This window comes from Hymenobacter properus, from assembly GCF_015694735.1.
Classification (GTDB): domain Bacteria; phylum Bacteroidota; class Bacteroidia; order Cytophagales; family Hymenobacteraceae; genus Hymenobacter; species Hymenobacter properus.
Map to the genome: position 1 here is coordinate 1,119,315 of NZ_JADQDP010000003.1, position 15,530 is coordinate 1,134,844.

Annotated in this window: 15 protein-coding genes; 10 read left to right on the plus strand and 5 right to left on the minus strand. The window is 61.1% G+C overall.

Annotated features, from left to right (window positions below; genetic code table 11):
* Window positions 1-80 precede the first annotated feature (80 nt).
* From I2I01_RS16435 to I2I01_RS16445, 3 genes are all read left to right on the plus strand, one after another.
* Complete coding sequence (locus I2I01_RS16435; protein ID WP_196287546.1) at window positions 81-6,671, plus strand: LamG-like jellyroll fold domain-containing protein; 6,591 nt, start codon at window positions 81-83, stop codon at window positions 6,669-6,671.
* 281 nt (window positions 6,672-6,952) lie between these two features.
* Complete coding sequence (locus I2I01_RS16440) at window positions 6,953-7,561, plus strand: hypothetical protein (RefSeq protein ID WP_196287547.1); 609 nt, start codon at window positions 6,953-6,955, stop codon at window positions 7,559-7,561.
* Between the two features lie 106 nt (window positions 7,562-7,667).
* Window positions 7,668-8,228, plus strand: a complete 561-nt coding sequence (locus tag I2I01_RS16445) for a hypothetical protein (protein ID WP_196287548.1) — start codon at window positions 7,668-7,670, stop codon at window positions 8,226-8,228.
* Between the two features lie 53 nt (window positions 8,229-8,281).
* On the opposite strand, the gene I2I01_RS16450 is transcribed toward I2I01_RS16445, so the two are convergent.
* On the minus strand, window positions 8,282-8,848 hold the full coding sequence (locus I2I01_RS16450; protein ID WP_196287549.1) for a hypothetical protein: 567 nt from the start codon (window positions 8,846-8,848) through the stop codon (window positions 8,282-8,284).
* A gap of 225 nt (window positions 8,849-9,073) precedes the next feature.
* On the opposite strand from I2I01_RS16450, the gene I2I01_RS16455 reads away from it, so the two are divergent.
* The 4 genes from I2I01_RS16455 to I2I01_RS16470 all read left to right on the plus strand — a co-directional run bounded on the left by I2I01_RS16455 (window position 9,074) and on the right by I2I01_RS16470 (window position 11,541).
* Window positions 9,074-9,499: a hypothetical protein gene (locus I2I01_RS16455; RefSeq protein WP_196287550.1), complete on the plus strand. Its 426-nt coding sequence runs from the start codon at window positions 9,074-9,076 to the stop codon at window positions 9,497-9,499.
* A gap of 123 nt (window positions 9,500-9,622) precedes the next feature.
* Window positions 9,623-10,081 (plus strand): hypothetical protein, encoded by a 459-nt coding sequence (locus tag I2I01_RS16460; protein ID WP_196287551.1) that lies wholly within the window; start codon window positions 9,623-9,625, stop codon window positions 10,079-10,081.
* Between the two features lie 208 nt (window positions 10,082-10,289).
* Complete coding sequence (locus tag I2I01_RS16465) at window positions 10,290-10,616, plus strand: hypothetical protein (protein WP_196287552.1); 327 nt, start codon at window positions 10,290-10,292, stop codon at window positions 10,614-10,616.
* Between the two features lie 487 nt (window positions 10,617-11,103).
* Window positions 11,104-11,541, plus strand: coding sequence for a hypothetical protein (locus tag I2I01_RS16470; protein WP_196287553.1), 438 nt, complete (start codon window positions 11,104-11,106; stop codon window positions 11,539-11,541).
* A 323-nt stretch (window positions 11,542-11,864) separates the two neighbouring features.
* On the opposite strand, the gene I2I01_RS16475 is transcribed toward I2I01_RS16470, so the two are convergent.
* The 3 genes from I2I01_RS16475 to I2I01_RS16485 all read right to left on the minus strand — a co-directional run bounded on the left by I2I01_RS16475 (window position 11,865) and on the right by I2I01_RS16485 (window position 13,064).
* Window positions 11,865-12,131 (minus strand): hypothetical protein, encoded by a 267-nt coding sequence (locus I2I01_RS16475; RefSeq protein WP_196287554.1) that lies wholly within the window; start codon window positions 12,129-12,131, stop codon window positions 11,865-11,867.
* 267 nt (window positions 12,132-12,398) lie between these two features.
* Window positions 12,399-12,593, minus strand: coding sequence for a hypothetical protein (locus I2I01_RS16480; protein ID WP_196287555.1), 195 nt, complete (start codon window positions 12,591-12,593; stop codon window positions 12,399-12,401).
* 54 nt (window positions 12,594-12,647) lie between these two features.
* Window positions 12,648-13,064 (minus strand): hypothetical protein, encoded by a 417-nt coding sequence (locus I2I01_RS16485; RefSeq protein WP_196287556.1) that lies wholly within the window; start codon window positions 13,062-13,064, stop codon window positions 12,648-12,650.
* Window positions 13,065-13,290: 226 nt separating this feature from the next.
* On the opposite strand from I2I01_RS16485, the gene I2I01_RS16490 reads away from it, so the two are divergent.
* Window positions 13,291-13,764: a hypothetical protein gene (locus I2I01_RS16490; protein WP_196287557.1), complete on the plus strand. Its 474-nt coding sequence runs from the start codon at window positions 13,291-13,293 to the stop codon at window positions 13,762-13,764.
* A gap of 47 nt (window positions 13,765-13,811) precedes the next feature.
* Here the strand turns inward: I2I01_RS16490 and I2I01_RS16495 are convergent, their stop codons facing one another.
* Window positions 13,812-14,162 carry an immunity 8 family protein gene (locus tag I2I01_RS16495; protein WP_196287558.1) on the minus strand — a complete coding sequence of 117 codons (351 nt, stop codon included), beginning with the start codon at window positions 14,160-14,162 and terminating at the stop codon, window positions 13,812-13,814.
* Between the two features lie 150 nt (window positions 14,163-14,312).
* Between I2I01_RS16495 and I2I01_RS16500 the strand changes: the two genes are divergently transcribed.
* Both I2I01_RS16500 and I2I01_RS16505 read left to right on the plus strand, forming a co-directional pair.
* Window positions 14,313-14,804, plus strand: coding sequence for a DUF6756 family protein (locus I2I01_RS16500; protein ID WP_196287559.1), 492 nt, complete (start codon window positions 14,313-14,315; stop codon window positions 14,802-14,804).
* Between the two features lie 37 nt (window positions 14,805-14,841).
* On the plus strand, window positions 14,842-15,306 hold the full coding sequence (locus tag I2I01_RS16505; RefSeq protein ID WP_196287560.1) for a hypothetical protein: 465 nt from the start codon (window positions 14,842-14,844) through the stop codon (window positions 15,304-15,306).
* The last annotated feature ends 224 nt before the right edge of the window (window positions 15,307-15,530 follow it).

The window sequence follows — 15,530 nt, forward strand, 5'->3', positions numbered from 1 at the left end:
TTTCTTGCCTTAGCACCTCAGTATTGTAAAGAGCCACCGTCAATGCGGTGTATCTTTATATGTGCAAAATAAATAATTATATGAAAAAAATCATACTGCTCTGGCTAGTCATGCTGCTGGGATTAAGCCCGGACACTTGGGCTCAGCGGGCTACCATCCGAAGCCAGTCGTTTGAACTTAACGAGGCGGTCAATTACTCGTCGAACACATTCGACCTACGCGGCTCGGGCGTGACGCTGGCTAGCAACCAGTACTTTACCATTACCTCTACGAATCCGCCGCAGAATCCTGCTGACCCTACAAATTATTCTTTCGGCTCCTCTGCCGACCCTGTTGCCATTAAAAACAGCGCTGGGACGGCGAACTACGCGGGCCGGTTCTGGATTGCGGAAGGGGTGCGTTGCACCAGCAATACCGGCACTACCTGCGGACGTGACCCGGGCAACGTAACGCTGACGTCTTTCGACGCGCGTGGGTACGACAACATTGAGGTAACGGTGTCGCTGGCCGACCCGCGTGGCCAGGGGTCGTTTACTGCCGCCGGCAACCCCACTACCCCGTCAGCTGGCTCATTCAACGCCGCCGACAAAATTGAAATTCAATATTCCGTTGACGGTGGCGCCAATTACATCACCATCGGGCGGTTCTCGGGCAATAATAACAACGGCTCCTTTGGCTTCATGGAGTTGGATGAAGACCTGGACGGAGACGTCAACGATGAGGTTAAGCCTACGCTTAACTATAAGATGACCGATTACACCTTTGGTAATAGTGCCTTTGCAACCATTCCTAGCTCCCCGGCTTCGCTCATGGTTCGGGTAGTGGTAGATGAACGCGGCGCTTCCGAGGAATTGGCGTTTGATAACATCCGCGTCACGGGCATTCCCACTTCGGTGCAGCCGCCAACCCTGAGCGATGCGCAGACTGCGACCATCAACTACAACGAAGGCGACCCGGCCACGCAGATTACCAGCACCATTGCCGCCGGTAGCGCAACGGGCCTCACCGGCGCGACGGTGACCATCGTCAGCAATGTACTCTCGAGCAATGATGAACTGACATTCAGCCCCATTACCGGGGTTATCAGCGGGTCGTATCTCAACGGTGTTTTGAACCTTACGGGCAATGCCTCGGCTGCCCAGTACCAAACGGTGCTGCAATCGGTGCGCTACCGCAACAGCAATAGCGCTACGGCCAGGGGGGGCAATCGGGCAATACAGTTTGTGGTGCGCAACGGCACTTCCACCAGTACTACGGTGACCCGCAATGTTCTAGTAAAAGCCCTGTTAAGCGGCCCGGCTACGCTGCCGTACACGCAAGACTTCACCAACGACGAGGAGGGTACCCGCTATGCCTCAAACTCGTTTGTAGGTAGCAACGGCTTCGCTTTTACCCGCACCAACGCTACCCCCTTTCCCAATACCACGGGGGGCCTCACGTTCACCAACATCAGCAACGGGTACTACTGGTACGGGGTGAATACCAACGCCATCCTGCAAAACCCAGAGCGAGTCGGACGGCTGGAAACCCAGCAGGTAGACGCGACCGCCTTCAGCAACCTGAGGTTTTCCATCCGGCTTGGAGCCGAGTCGGGCAGCAGTGCGGCCTGGCAGAACACCGACTCGTTCAAGATGTACTACCGCACGGGCGGCAGCAGCGGCGCCTGGAAGTTGTTTGGCTCGTTCCGCGGCAACACCACCAGCATCAACGGCAACGCTGAACTGAAGCAGGACCGGACGCAGGACCTCGCCAACCTGCCCACGCTCCCCGCCGGCACGGCCACGCTGACTCCTGCGCTGACCAACTTCAACTTTGACATTCCGGCCGACGCAAACGGGCAATTGGTAGACTTTAAGTTGGAGCTGATTGCCGACGATACCCAGGCCGAGTTTGCCTTCGACCTGCTTCAGGTAACGGGCACGCCGACCACCACGGTCAATTCCATCGTGCGGGCCAGCGCCAACCCCACAAACGCCGCCGCTGTGAACTACACGGTGACGTTTGGGGCGCCGGTAACGGGCCTGACGGCGGCCAATTTCTCCCCGCTGGCCACCACCGGCACCACGAGCGGCACCGTGGGCACGCCGGTAGTCGGCGCGGGCAATACCTGGACAGTACCAGTGACCGGGATTACGGGCAGCGGCACGCTCACCTTAAGCTTAACCAACGACACCAACCTCTCGGTCGATATCACCACCGCGCTACCGTTTGCGGGCGAAACCTACACCATCGACAGGGTGGCCCCGACGGTGAGCAGCAGCAACCGCCAGAACCCGGCGGCCAACCCCACCGCGGCCACCGCGCTCACGTACCGCGTGACCTTTAGTGAAGCCGTGACGGGCATAACCACCAGCAGCTTTGCGTTCACGACCACCGGCGGCGTCACCGGCACCATTTTCAGCGCGGCCTCGGTGAGCGGCAGCAATGGCACGCAGTACGACGTGACGGTGACCGGCGTGAACGGCAACGGCACCGGGCGCCTCGACGTGAAAAGCAGCGGCACGGGCATTACCGACGCGGTGGGCAACGCCCTGAGCGGCGGCTTCATCGGCGGCCAGACTTACACCATCAACCAGAACGTCACCGTCGTCTCGGTGACGCGCCTGGACCTTTCGCCCACGGCCATGTCCCAGGTGAACTACCGGGTGGTGTTCTCGGGAAGCGTGGCGGGCTTGACGACCGGCAACTTCACGCCCACCGTGACTAGCGGGAGCATCAGCGGCGCTACGGTGGTCAGCGTAAGCGGCTCGGGCACGACCTACACGGTGGTGGTAAACACGGGCAGCAGCACCAGCACCAGTACCCTGCGTCTGGACGTGGCCAACAGCACGGGCGCCTCCCCCTCGATAACGAACGTGCCCTACACGGCGGGCGAACAGTATACCATCACCAAGAGCTTCGCGGCCCAGCCGCAGCTCACCATCGTGGGCACGGGCGGCACGGGCGGGGACGTGACGGCATTCGTAGACGTGGTGCAGGTACTCAGCGGCGGCGCGCCCTTCGCCAACGCGCTGCAGAACGGCAGCTTTGAGACCCACAACACCTTGGGCAGCGGCAACGGCACCTACGGCTACAACCCCACCGGAGCGAATTGGACCTTTAACAGCCAGTCGGGCATTGCCAACGGCGGCAGCGCCTTCAACCCGGTGCTCCCCATTCCCAACGGGGTGGCCGTGGGCGTGGTGCAGGGCCTGGGCCAGCTACAGCAAAACCTGGCTCTGCCCACGGGCAGCGGCTACCAGGTAAGCTTCCAAACTAGCCAACGCAACTGCTGCAACTCGTCGTACAACCAGGCGCTGAACGTGTTGCTCGACGGCGTGTTTATCGGCACCATTCAGCCCGCGAATAACAACGCGTATTTTACCTTCACCTCGGCCTCCTTTGCCGTGACGGCCCCGGCCCTGACGGCGACGCTCAGTTCCTCGGCGGGCGCCAGCGGCAGCACCACGGGCACCACCCCGATTCCTTTCACCGTGACCTTCTCGGCGGCCGTAACCGGTTTCGCGGCCGCGGACGTGAGCGTGACCAACGGCACAATCACGGGCGGCACCGTCAGCGGCTCGGGCACGACGTACACCTTTACTGTGACGCCCGTCGCCAACGGCTTGGTCACGGTGAGCGTGCCGGCCAACGCCGCCGCCGACGCCAACAACACCGGCAACACCGCCGCCAGCCCCTACAGCTTCACCTACGCCCAGCCCGTGACGGCGGCCCCGGTGCTGACGGCCCCGGCCGACGGTGGTTTTGTAAACACCACCACGCCGTTTTACACCGGCACGGCTCCGGCCAACAGCACCATCCGGGTGTACGTGGACGGCGCGCTTCTCTCGAATACCACCACGGCCTCGGCCAGCGGCACCTGGACGCTGACCCAGCCCACGGCGCTTGCATCAGGCAGCCACACGGTGCGGGCCACCGCCCAGAGCAGCGGCGCGGTTGTGAGTGCCTCCTCCACCACCAATACCTTCACCGTGGATACGGTGGCGCCCGTGGTGTTGCTTAGCTCACCTGCCGGGGGCAGTGGCGGCACCACCCATGCCACGCCTATTCCCTTCGAGGTGTATACCAATGAGGCCGTAACCGGTTCGGCGAGCAACATTATCGTGACCAATGGCGTGGTGACCAGCGGGCCGACCGGCAGCGGCTTTGGCCCCTACTCGTTCACGGTGACGCCCACCACCCCCGGCACAGTGACGACGGTGACGCTGGTGGCCGGGGCGTTCCGCGACCGGGCCGGCAACCCGAGTGCGGCCGCGGCGCCGTACTCGCTCACCTACGTGGCGGGGTACACGGCCACTCCCGTGCTCGTTACGCCAGGCTCCCTGGCTGACCTCTACGCCCCCCACACGTTCACCGGGACGGCCCCGGCCGGCAGCACCGTGACCGTTTACGTCACGCCCGCTGCCGGCGGCACGCTCCGAAACCTGGGCACCACCACAGCTACGAGCAGCGGCACCTTCAGCTTTACGCCTAGTTCCCCGCTGGCCACCGGCGATTACAACGCCTACGTCACGGCCCAGAGCAGTGGCTTGCTGGTCAGTTCCAACAGCAACACCAATCGGTTCACGGCCATCAACCAAGCCGTGTACGCCGGCAACACCACCGTGCAGGCCAGCACCGACCCCGTCATCCAGGGCAGCGTCGACCAAGTGATTCTGCGCGTCGCCATCAGCATCACCGGGGGCTCCAACATCCTCGACCCCCGGCTGACCTTGCAATCGTTCACGTTCACGACCGGCGGCACCACCTCGCCCGCCGACATCACGGCCGCTCGCCTGTACTATGGCAACGCTTCCTCCTTCAACCCGTTGTTTGGGGCAATTGGCGCGGTTTCGAACCCCAACGGCAGCATTACCATCGGGCTTAGCAGCAGCTCGGCCACCAATCTGGGGCCCGGCACGTATTACTACTATTTGACGTACAACGTGGCCTCTACGGCCACAGCCGGCAACGTGCTCGACGCCACCTTAAGCAGCGTGACCATAAGCGGGCAAACCTACGCGGCCACCGTTCCGGACCCGGCGGGCGCCCGCCCCATTGTGCAAGCGAGCCGGGTGGCGGGCACGGCGCTGCGTTTCGCCGGCGGCAGCACGCCCGGCTACGTGGCCTTCGGCACGGCCGCAGGGGCGCAGCTGAGCGGCATCTACACGCAAATGGCGTGGATTAAGCCGGCCATTGGCACGGGCAGTGCCACGTATTACGTGCTGGGCAACGGCACCGGCACCACGGCCGCCGCTTACCTCTCCGTAACCGGCGACGGCCGCCTCGGGGCCGGCTTCGGCACGGGCAGCGGCACGGTGCTGGCGCAAACGGGGGCAAACGTAGTGACACCGAATCAATGGCACCACATTGCCGCGACCAAAGACGCGGCCACCCTGCGGGTGTACCTGGACGGGGAACTGGTGACCAGCACCGCCTCCAATTTTGGCGCCAGCGGCACCCGCGTCAGCTTCGTGGGCAGTGCGGGCACCACCGGCGCCAACTTTTTCCCCGGCGACATCGACGAGGTGAGCCAGTGGCAGCGGCCGCTGAGCCAGTCGGAAATCCGCCAGCTTCGCCACCTCACGCTGCGCGGCTCGGAGCAAGACCTGGTGTCGTACCTGCAGTTCAACGAAAACGGCACCACGGCCACCGACTTCGTCAGCAGTTCGGTGGGCACGCTCACGGGCGCCACGCGCCCCAGCAGTACCGCCCCGGTGGGCTTTGGCACCAGCAGTTTGTTGTCGGTAACGGGGGCGGGCAACTACACCTTCCCCGGTACCAATGCGGCCATCAACTTCAGCACGGCCGGCGGCACGCCCTACGACGTGGTGGTAAGCCGCCTCGGCGGTCTGCCCTTGGGCACCCAGCCCAGTGCCCCGGGCCTGAAGAAAATATACACCCCGGCCTATTGGATAGTGGACCGCTACAGCACGAGTGCCTTCGCCGCCAACATCACTTACACGCTCAGCGCCACCGATATTACTCCCACCGACGCTGCTGCTTTTGCCACCACGCTGCGGCTGTTCAAGCGCGGCAGCAACGAGGACGGGCCGTTTGAAGTGATTGCGGCCAATGCGGCCAATGCCGCTGCCGGCACGGTGACGTTCCCGGTCAATTCCTTCGGCCAGACGGTGATTGGCACGCTGGGCTCCTCACCGCTGCCCGTGGAGCTGGTCCAGTTCACGGCCGAGCCCGACGGCTCCGTCGCCCTGCTGCGCTGGACCACGGCCTCGGAACGCAACAGCGACCATTTTGCCGTGGAGGTTTCGACCGACGGCAGACAGTTCAGCCAAGTAGGTACCGTGGCTAGCCCAGGCGCCACCTCGCAACGCACGAACTACGAGTTCCGGGACCCGAAGCTCCTCGCTTACGGCAGCCCACTGGTTTATTACCGGCTGCGCCAGATAGACCGCGACGGCACGTTCGCCTACTCGGCCGTGCGCACCGTGGCCGTGTCGGCGGCATCGACCGGGCTGGCCCTGTTTCCCAACCCCACCAGCCGGGCCGCCACACTCACCGGCGCGGCACCGGGCTCGGCTGTCTCGGTGTTCGACGCCGTGGGCCGGCTGGTGCTGAGCCTCCCGGCTGATGCCGCCGGCACGGCCGTGCTGGCCTTGCCCGACGGCCTGACCACCGGCGTGTACGTGGTGCGCGTGGGCAATAAGGCCCTGCGCCTGACGGTGGAGTAAAGCAGCCCTGGTTGCCAAGCAGCCGTCCACGTTACAAAACGCAAACGACCACAAGTCCTTCTTTTACCGGTGGAGGGTTTTGTGGTCGTTTGCTGTAACGAATACGGGTCTGCGGCTAGTACTAGCAGCTTCGAAGGCTACGTTAGGTTAAATTGAAATCCTCGTTATTGCATTCGGACCATTTCGCTGAACGATTCGCCCTGAAACGGTTGGCGCCACGAAGTTGGCGCCGCGCGGCCGGGCGTTATCTTGCACCCGTTCCACTGGCCACGCGTTCGTTCATGCGCCACTCCACAGCACGGGCCCTGGCCTGCGGGCTCCTGGGGGCCCTGCGGTTCGGCCCTGCCGCCGCACAGAAGCCCGCACAGGGCCCCGCGCCGGGGCACGGGGTCAGCGCATACCAGGCCGCCTGCACTCTGCCGCCCCGCCTCTCGGCGCTCGACTCGGCCAACGGCTTCCACGGCTTCGCTTTCGGCACGCGCCTGGTCGACTGGCCCGCGCCGCTGGCGGGCCTGGGCCTGCGCGCGGCCCGCGGGGGCCAGCTCACGGCTTGGCTGCCGGGCGAGCCGGTGGTCATCGGGGGCCTGATCCTGCGCGGGCTGCGGCTGGGCTTTTGCGACGGGCGCTTGGCCCGGCTCACCTTCGCCCCCACCAGCGAGGCCTACGCCCCGGAGATGCTGCGCGTGCTGCGGGCACTCTACGGGCCCGAACAGCCCGCCGGCTTCGGCCGGGTGCAGTGGCGGGGGCAGCGCGTCACCCTGGTCTACGAGCTGCTCTTCGCCCCCACCGGCCGGGCCCGCGGGTCCGGCACCCCCGAACAAGGGCAAGTGAGCTTGCTCGGCAACGCCTGGCAACCCGACGCCCCAGAACCGCCACGCACGGACCGCTAGGAACCCCGCGCTGAAATACTACCCTTTTGGTATACGCTTGATTGCTTGGCGGCTGCTTTGTACCGGTGCCCCTGCCGGTGCTATCTTGGCCGATGCAAAACCCGCCATGAACATCGCCGCCATGAAACGGGCCTGTGGCCCACCGCTGTGCCTGTTCGCGTGTGCGGCCATCTCCCTGGCGTGTGGGTGCCGGTGGTTCGACACCGAAGCGCAACTGCAGCAACTGTACGCGCAATCCGACGCCGTCTTGGTGGGGCAAGCCGTCGCGGCCCTTGGCCCGCGGGACGCGCGCCGGAGCCCCCGCTTTTTGGGCGACGACGTCCTGGTGCGCGTCATCGCCTGGAAGAAAGGTCCGGTTCGGCGCGATACCGTCGTGGTCCTGCAAGCAGACGGGAACTGCAACCGTCCGTTCGTCGCGGGCGACACGGTGTACGTCTTTGCGCGCGCCATCCGCGGGGTTCAAGCACTGCCCCGGCACGACGAGCGCTCCTATTCCTACTTTGAGGAGGCAAAACAAGTCTTTTATAAAGACAGCGGGGCCGCGGCCGTGCAGCAGTACCGGGAATGGGCCCGGCGGTTTCCGGCCATCACAACCAATCAATGCACCTCCTTCACGAAGCAACACCGGTTGGTGCCAGCTTTTTTCCGCGCCTTGAAGGAGAAGTAGCGCCACACTGTCTTCGCCAACAACTGTTCGCCTTGCCCACCGTTTTCTTAACCTTAGGCTAGTTCCTCGGAAACGACTTCGGTGGTACGGCCAAGGCGGTTCGTGACGGCAATCTGAAAGCAATCGAACCCATTCCGCTGCGCCTCGGCAAACGGCATTCGCCGCCCATCAGTCAGGGCAAGGTTGCCCTGATGGTCTACTTCATTCAAGTAGCCTTCTTCCTCGTCCTCGTAATCTATCTGATAGTAGGCCGACAGCACCACGCCGAAGGTGCCCTCCCCGTCAGGGTCCTGGTAAAAGGCCCACGCCTCCCGGTCCGACGGCGGTGCATAGGTATCTCCAAACAGGGCTTCGTGCCCGTGCTGACTGCCGTCAAACAACAGAATTTCTTCTTGGGTCTCGACATCCACCGCCACCACAACGACCGGGCTGTTCGTCCCAACCAGGAGGCTCGTGTGCTTGTGATGCCGTTGGCCGGCGTACTTGAGGCGAAACCACGCATTGCCGGTTGCTCCCTGCAGCTTCCTCCGCCATTCAAAAGGCTCTACGGCTTGAAGGGCTTCAACGGGAATCGTGTGGCCTTGCAGGTGGGTAGGGCCAAGTAATACGCCAGAGGACATAACTGATGGAAGATGTAGCGAAGGAACAAATAAAACGATCCTTTCACCGAACTGGTAGCCAAACCGGCGCGGAACCGGCGACTGATTTAAAGCAGATGCGGCGCCGAAGCGGGGACGGTAACGGCGTTGCCCTTCGGACCGTTAATTTGAACGCCATATTTGCTGTTGACTTCGCACTGTGGCGGCGGTTGGTCGCTTGTAGCCCTTATTGCCTTTCCTCTTTCCATGAACCCAGCGCAACAAAAACGATACGAACACTGGGCCGGTATTGGGTACGGCAGCGGGCACCTCATCAGCACGGCCTTTCAGTACTTCACCCACACAGGGAACTACGACCCGGGCCGCCCCGTGCCCGTGACCATGGGGCAGGCGGCGTGTTTGTCGGCCTTGATGTTCGGGCACGCGTACCTGGTGTGGAACGGGAAACGCTGGGCCAAGGCCCTGCTGTTGCTGTTTTTGGTGGGCGGAGCCGTGTTTGCCCTCGTGGAAGCCAGCAAGGGCCACCAGCGGATGTACGGTGGATGGGGGATTGCCCACGGCCTGTTTCAATGGGGACTGTGCGCCGCGGTGGCGGTGTGCTTGCTCCTTAGCTTTCGGAGGACAACGGCGGCTTTTGACGCCCTACCAGAAGCACCACAAGTGCTTCCCTAACTTCGCTCGTTCTGCTCTCCGGACCCTTTCGCTGAACTAGGCTAATTAGTATCTAGTCCAGCATACTCCCGCTATCACTGGTCTGTTTGCGCGCTTCTACACCTGCTTGAGCTATTCTTGCATATGAATCGTCTTTTGGGTCGCTACCAGCTGCTCTACGGAGTATTGGGTTTGGGCTTGAACACCTACTATCTGCTCACAGCGGGCACCCGTGGCGCCCATACCGTGCAAGTGTACTTGGTTATTCTCGCGATGCTGGGATTTAGCGTGGGCGTGCTCCTGGCAGGGCTGGCCCAGTTCCGACAGTGGCCGGGGTGGCCCGTACTGGTGCTGCCGCTGCAATTGGTGCAGCTCGCGGACCTGCAGCTGGGGGACTTGTTCCTGCGGCTGCGCTGCGGCTTTGCCGTCAACGTTCACTACCTCGACGGCGTGGTGACCTGGACGATGGACCCCACCGACGTGGCTTCCCAACTGGTGTGGCGGATGCCCGCCCCCGCGACGGAAGGGTTCAACATATTCGCGTTATTGGTGAGCACGCTCGTCCTTGTTTCCCTCTTTGACAGACGCAAAAACCAAATATAGGGTAATGAAAAGCTACTTCTTTTGGACAGGTCGCGGTTGGGGCTACGCGAACGCCGTGACGATTTCCCTGGCGAGTGTCGCACGCGTTTCGCCACGGAAACCGTCACGGCGTTCGCACCGATTCGGCCCGTTGGACCCTTTCGCTGAACGCACATGTGTTTAGCACGATACGGCGGTTATCTTGTAAGCTGTACCTTTCTTGCCTGCTATGTCTTCTCCCCCTGAACCGGCGTCCTCTTCAACTGCCTATGCTGGTGTTTGGCGCCTGAACGGCATCGTTTGGGGCCTCTTGCTTCTGCTCGCGCTGGCGGCCTTTGGGTGGGGCGCTTATGGAGGGCTGGCAGCGTTTCTGCTGCTGCCCGTTGTGGCGGGCGTGGGCATGGTGGCGAATTTGGGGTTGTTCTTCTCGAACGCCGTCTGCTACCGCTTCCGCCAAGCGGTCCTCTACGGGTTGTCCTTTGCGCTGCTGGCCGTGGCCTTTTTCTGGCTCCGCGACTTCGTGGGCAACAACATCCCCGGCAAAATAGGGGGCTGAACGGGGCGTTGCGCGGGACAGGTCGAGACCGTTTCGCTAAACCATTACTAGCGTCCGATTGCAGTGGGTTAGTGGCTCACAGAAGGCTGTGTGCGCTTCTTTATCAGCCAATACACCAAGGCAACCAGAGCCAGCGTATTCGCGCATAACCACAGGCTGTGGCTCACGGATACTCCGCGTTGAAAGGGAGTCATGGTGTGCCAAGCGCCATACTCGGAAGGCGGGCCATCGTACGAATCGTCGTAGTCCATCATCAGGACGCCCAACCCGAGCAGGACGACCAAATCCACTAGCAAGATTCTACCAGCAAGCAATGCTTTTTTCCAAGGAAACATGACCAAAAGATAGTCTCCCTTCATCAAACAGCGGCTTTACCTTGTCACCCTTTTGCTGAACACATCCGCCTACGTGTAAATACGGCATCGTGGGGCTGCATCTTTACCTTGGGCTCTCATTGCTCCTGATTCCAGCCAGCGTATTCGTTCGGATGTACACCATCAGCTCCCGCAAAATTGCTTTAGAATTCGCGGCCGTGAATCTGCTCTTGCTGACCTGTTCGTCACAGTTGTCTTTTCCCGTCCTGTGCTGGTTAATGGCCAGCGTCAACGCGGGGATTTTACTTGCATTTGGCCTCGCTAGGCGGGTCTACCGCGTGCAGGTGCAGCCGCAGGCGCTGGTGCTGTACACGTTTCGTTTTGGCCAGTACCGCAAGGAATGCCGAGTGCCGTACGCTGACTTGGAAGTCACCTACCGGAAAGAGCTTGCGGGCAAAGGCATTTTCCAACGTAGGGTACGGGTCTACGAACGAGGAGCCCTGCGCGCCATTTTAGCGCCCGGCTTTAGCGGGTGGCAGCATGACACGCTCGATGAAATCGTGAGCGACTTGCAACAGCACCAAGTAAAGGTGCAAGCTGACGGGGACTAACGTCCTAAGAAATTAAACAACAGGCAATCATTGAAACGCTTGTTTTTCCATTCGGACCCTTTGGCTGAACAACGGTAGCCACGATTTATTTTCTGTGTGTAAAAGCAGGAATACGAGCATCAGCTGGTTGCCTTTACCATATACCCATTTTCTGCCCCACGATGCATTGCTGGCTTCGCTTCTTCTGCCTGCTGACCGTCTGCGGCATCGCCCTTGTGGGCCACGCGCAAGAAACACCGGCCTACAGCCGGCCCCAGGGCCCAATTCCCGACCCGGTCTACGTACTCAACTCCACCGTCATCGTCAACGGGCTGTTGGCCAAGTTACCGGTCCAGCAGATTACCAAAGTGGTGGTGTACAAAAGCGGGGACACGCCCGCTGCCCGGGCCGAAGCGCCGCACTTGCAGCACTTGGGCGTCGGGGTCATTGACTTCGCTTCTCCCCGGCGCATTCGTGGCCAGGCCTTCGCCCGGCTGGGCCGCCGCTTGGGCCTGCGCGGCCCGCTTGTCTTTGCGCTCAATGGCCATCCGTTGGACGCGCAAGCCCTCGCCGTCCTGCGGATTGCGCCAGCAGCCATCGGGCAGGTACACATCGTAGGCCCACCGCGGAGGTGCCCACGACCCGAGTGGACATTTGGCTGGTGTTACCGCCCAAGACTGACTACAGCAAGTATCCCCCGGGCAGCATTTTTCTTCGGTGAACCCGGAGTAGCACGACTGGCGGCTGGCTTGAGATGATTAAAGGTGAACGCTCCTTTTGCTCTTTGGATCCTTTCCCAGAACGGACAATTTAAAATTTGCTACTCACCGATTACTGGCGGAAGGAATAGATGAGTTAAGGTCGGCGTGACCGGTTAACTACGCTTTCATTACAAACTGATAGAAGGCGATAAGGGCAATCATCAACAGGACCGTATACGTCGCATTGTACCCGGCCTCCTTGTCCTGGGCCAGCTTTTTCAGTGGCACCTTGCCCCGATGAAGCACCCATCTAATCACAATGCCCGGGACGGCCAGAACAGCCATGATTAGTGCTTCAAAAATAGCATCCATATGGAATGGCTTAATTTCATTTGGACCCTTTTGGTAAACGTGGGCCGGGCGAGATTAGCGCGTGGCGGTGGTCGTGGTGATGATGCGGACGGTGTTGTTGTAATTCAGGTCCGTTTGCTCCACGACCAGCCGGGTGGCCGAGAGCTCGGTGACTTGCGCCGTCATGGGCCCGACGACGGGAAAGGCCGTGGTCAGGGCCGTGCCGTTCAGGACGTAGGTGCCGCCCGGGGAGAAGGCCACGCCCTCGACCTGGCCCGTGTACGTGCCGTCGGTTCCGTACGTGACGGTGGCGTAGGCGAGGGTGCGGTCCGAACTGGGCACGGCGGCTCCGGGCAGGGCCAGCTGTTGCTGGCGGCGGGTTTGCAGGTGCCAAGTGCCCACAATCGAGGCGGGGTCGGCCGGCGGTGGGTTGTCCTTTTTGCCGCAGGCCGTGAGCGAGAGCAGGACCAGGGGGAACAGATAGCGTTTCATGCAAGCAACAGGGAAAGAAGTGTGGCCGTGAACGCGTGCACGAGCTGCCCCAAGCCCGCCGCCGCAACGCCCTCTTCCGCCCGAGGCAGCGCCAGGGGTTTTAGAAAAGGGAGCCGTCGCTGAATCGATGAAGCGAAACTACTTACATCTGCTATATTACCGACTATTAAGGAATGACCGGGCGCCTGGGCCCGCCTTTTTCTTTTCTCCCCATCCGGTTGAACCCATGTATAAATTACTTACGCTTGGTTTAGCCCTCGTGCTCGGTGTTGCTAGCTGCACAAAAGAGCCGGCGCCCCAACAACAGGAGCCCGAACTGCCTGCCCTGGCCAGCGGGAGCGTTGCCGAGGTCACGTTGAAATACGGAGAGCAGCAGAGGATCAGTGTGGACGGCGGGGTTGCCCGCGTCTCCTTCTCCAATGTCATAGAAGGAAGATGTGCGAAAGAAAGTTGTTCCCGCTGTTTCGGCGGGTACGCGACCGTCACCGTACAGGTGCAATTTAACGGCAACAGTACGCAAAACCTGGATTTTCACTGCGTCTCCTGTTTGACCAAATCGCCCCAGACCATGGACCGGCCCATTGACGACCCGCAGGCAGTGCAAGGCTACACGGTCAGCATTATCGACTTGACTGAGTTAAGTACGGTGAATAGAGTTCCGAAAGAGCAATACACGATTCGACTCTTCATCTCTAAATAGTTGATTAAAAACCTCATTTCTCTATTCGGACCGTTACAGTGAACGTGCTAGGCTTTGTAGTCTTCGAACTCCCACCGGGCCACCCGACTGATTTTGCTGGCTAACGCTTCCCACGAGTCCTCCTCCAACGCGTCCACGTACCGAGTCATCAAGGCGACCACCGCGGGAATATTGTAATCCGTTGCCAAGATGGCGTGCCGCAGGAAAAAGGGTTGTGGCATCAGGTGCTCCAAATACCCGGGCGAAGCGACGTCCACTTCAAAGTAGTCGGCTCCGACTTGGCCTTTTATGCCAATCGAGAACAGCAAGGTGAACCCGAACACCTGCTTGTCGTCGGGTTCATAGCTTGACACGTCTTCGTTATCGGCGCGCTCGTAGGCTTTGATTTCGGCTCTCATGCTGGCAAAAGTCGGAAGGGCAAGCTGGTAGAGCGCAGCCGCGGACGACGCTGTCAGATGAAAGAAGAATATGTGGTCCTTATTTTTCTACTCAGACCCTTTCGCTGAACGTTAAGCAAGTGCTTTCGGCCTGCACAGTACTTTCGTTTCATGTGGAGCGACCTCCGTGCTGAAATTGACCAAGCCCGCCAACGGCTGCAGCTCTCCGAGCAGGACTTTGCGCCCTTGCCCTGCACGACCAACTGGGCGAAGTTGGAGGAGAACCTCTACCACGTGTTTTGCCGCTTGGACCACCCTACTGCCCGCCCGGTGTGGTTATGGGAACGGTTTCGGCCGGGCGCCGTGGGCTTGGTGTGCGACGACGAGTGCCACACCCGCCTGACCTCCTTGGTGGACCCGGGAGAAGTGGTCTGGCTCGTGCTCAACGAAACGGTCAACATGGGGGATAAATTCTGGTTTTACCAGGGCACGCCCCGCGCCATCGGCCGCGTGTTGGCAGAGTGTTACTACCTCGATGAGATTTACTTAGTGTCGAAAAAGTATGCGTGGCTGCTGTGCTTGAATCACCACGACGTGCTTTTCGGAGTTGGTCCCCCCATGCAGGAAAGACTATTGGCCCGCGGAGCACAGCCCATTACTTGAAATGCTCCTTCTTTCCTTCGGACCGTATTCTTGAACAATGCTTTATTTCCCGGTATTCTCGCTCGGCTATTTGGCCTTGGCCCTGCTTCCCCCGGGCACCTGGACGTGGCGCTCTGCACTCGCCGTCGTCGCGGTATTGTACGGGGTAGTGCTGATGTGCGCCCGTGGGTCGCGCCTGGTGGCGTGGCAGCAGAAACACATTATCGGAACCGAGGAAATCCCTTCCGGCTTTATGCGCACGGACCCGAGCACGTTTGTCCCCACGTATCAAGGCGAGCAAACGTGGCAATGGCTACTGTTCGGCCTGCCGCCGCTCGCCTGGCTCTGCTGGCATTACGTCAATCGCGCGCGCAACGCCCCCTTGCGACGGGCGCTGGCGGCACTCTACCTGCTGTACGGGGGCCTGGTGATGTACGGGGCGGAAAACGACTGGTTCACAGACCCCGGCTTGTCGGATAAACCACAATTTCGGGACGAACAGTTGACCATCCCTTTTCCGTAATCCCGTCTGCCTACCGAGGGCAAATCGTACGCGCCTTTCACCTAACCGGTAGCCGAACCGACGCGACACTGGTAGCCGTTACCGTCACCGGTTCGGCGCCGAACCGGTGACGGTAACGGCGCTTGTTATTCGGACCGTTTCGGCCGAAACAGCCAAATAGACCCTCCCTTTGCTCTTCGGACCATTAAAGTAAATTTTACTAGTAGCTTCGAAAATCGTCATTC

Bases quoted from the DNA above. Each gene is read 5' to 3' on its own strand.
- I2I01_RS16480 (WP_196287555.1), bottom strand. From the start codon at position 12,593: ATGGATGCTATTTTTGAAGCACTAATCATGGCTGTTCTGGCCGTCCCG.
- I2I01_RS16455 (WP_196287550.1), top strand. From the start codon at position 9,074: ATGAACCCAGCGCAACAAAAACGATACGAACACTGGGCCGGTATTGGG.
- I2I01_RS16500 (WP_196287559.1), top strand. From the start codon at position 14,313: ATGTGGAGCGACCTCCGTGCTGAAATTGACCAAGCCCGCCAACGGCTG.
- I2I01_RS16435 (WP_196287546.1), top strand. From the start codon at position 81: ATGAAAAAAATCATACTGCTCTGGCTAGTCATGCTGCTGGGATTAAGC.
- I2I01_RS16505 (WP_196287560.1), top strand. From the start codon at position 14,842: ATGCTTTATTTCCCGGTATTCTCGCTCGGCTATTTGGCCTTGGCCCTG.
- I2I01_RS16440 (WP_196287547.1), top strand. From the start codon at position 6,953: ATGCGCCACTCCACAGCACGGGCCCTGGCCTGCGGGCTCCTGGGGGCC.
- I2I01_RS16495 (WP_196287558.1), bottom strand. From the start codon at position 14,162: ATGAGAGCCGAAATCAAAGCCTACGAGCGCGCCGATAACGAAGACGTG.
- I2I01_RS16445 (WP_196287548.1), top strand. From the start codon at position 7,668: ATGAACATCGCCGCCATGAAACGGGCCTGTGGCCCACCGCTGTGCCTG.
- I2I01_RS16485 (WP_196287556.1), bottom strand. From the start codon at position 13,064: ATGAAACGCTATCTGTTCCCCCTGGTCCTGCTCTCGCTCACGGCCTGC.
- I2I01_RS16490 (WP_196287557.1), top strand. From the start codon at position 13,291: ATGTATAAATTACTTACGCTTGGTTTAGCCCTCGTGCTCGGTGTTGCT.
- I2I01_RS16450 (WP_196287549.1), bottom strand. From the start codon at position 8,848: ATGTCCTCTGGCGTATTACTTGGCCCTACCCACCTGCAAGGCCACACG.
- I2I01_RS16465 (WP_196287552.1), top strand. From the start codon at position 10,290: ATGTCTTCTCCCCCTGAACCGGCGTCCTCTTCAACTGCCTATGCTGGT.
- I2I01_RS16460 (WP_196287551.1), top strand. From the start codon at position 9,623: ATGAATCGTCTTTTGGGTCGCTACCAGCTGCTCTACGGAGTATTGGGT.
- I2I01_RS16470 (WP_196287553.1), top strand. From the start codon at position 11,104: ATGTACACCATCAGCTCCCGCAAAATTGCTTTAGAATTCGCGGCCGTG.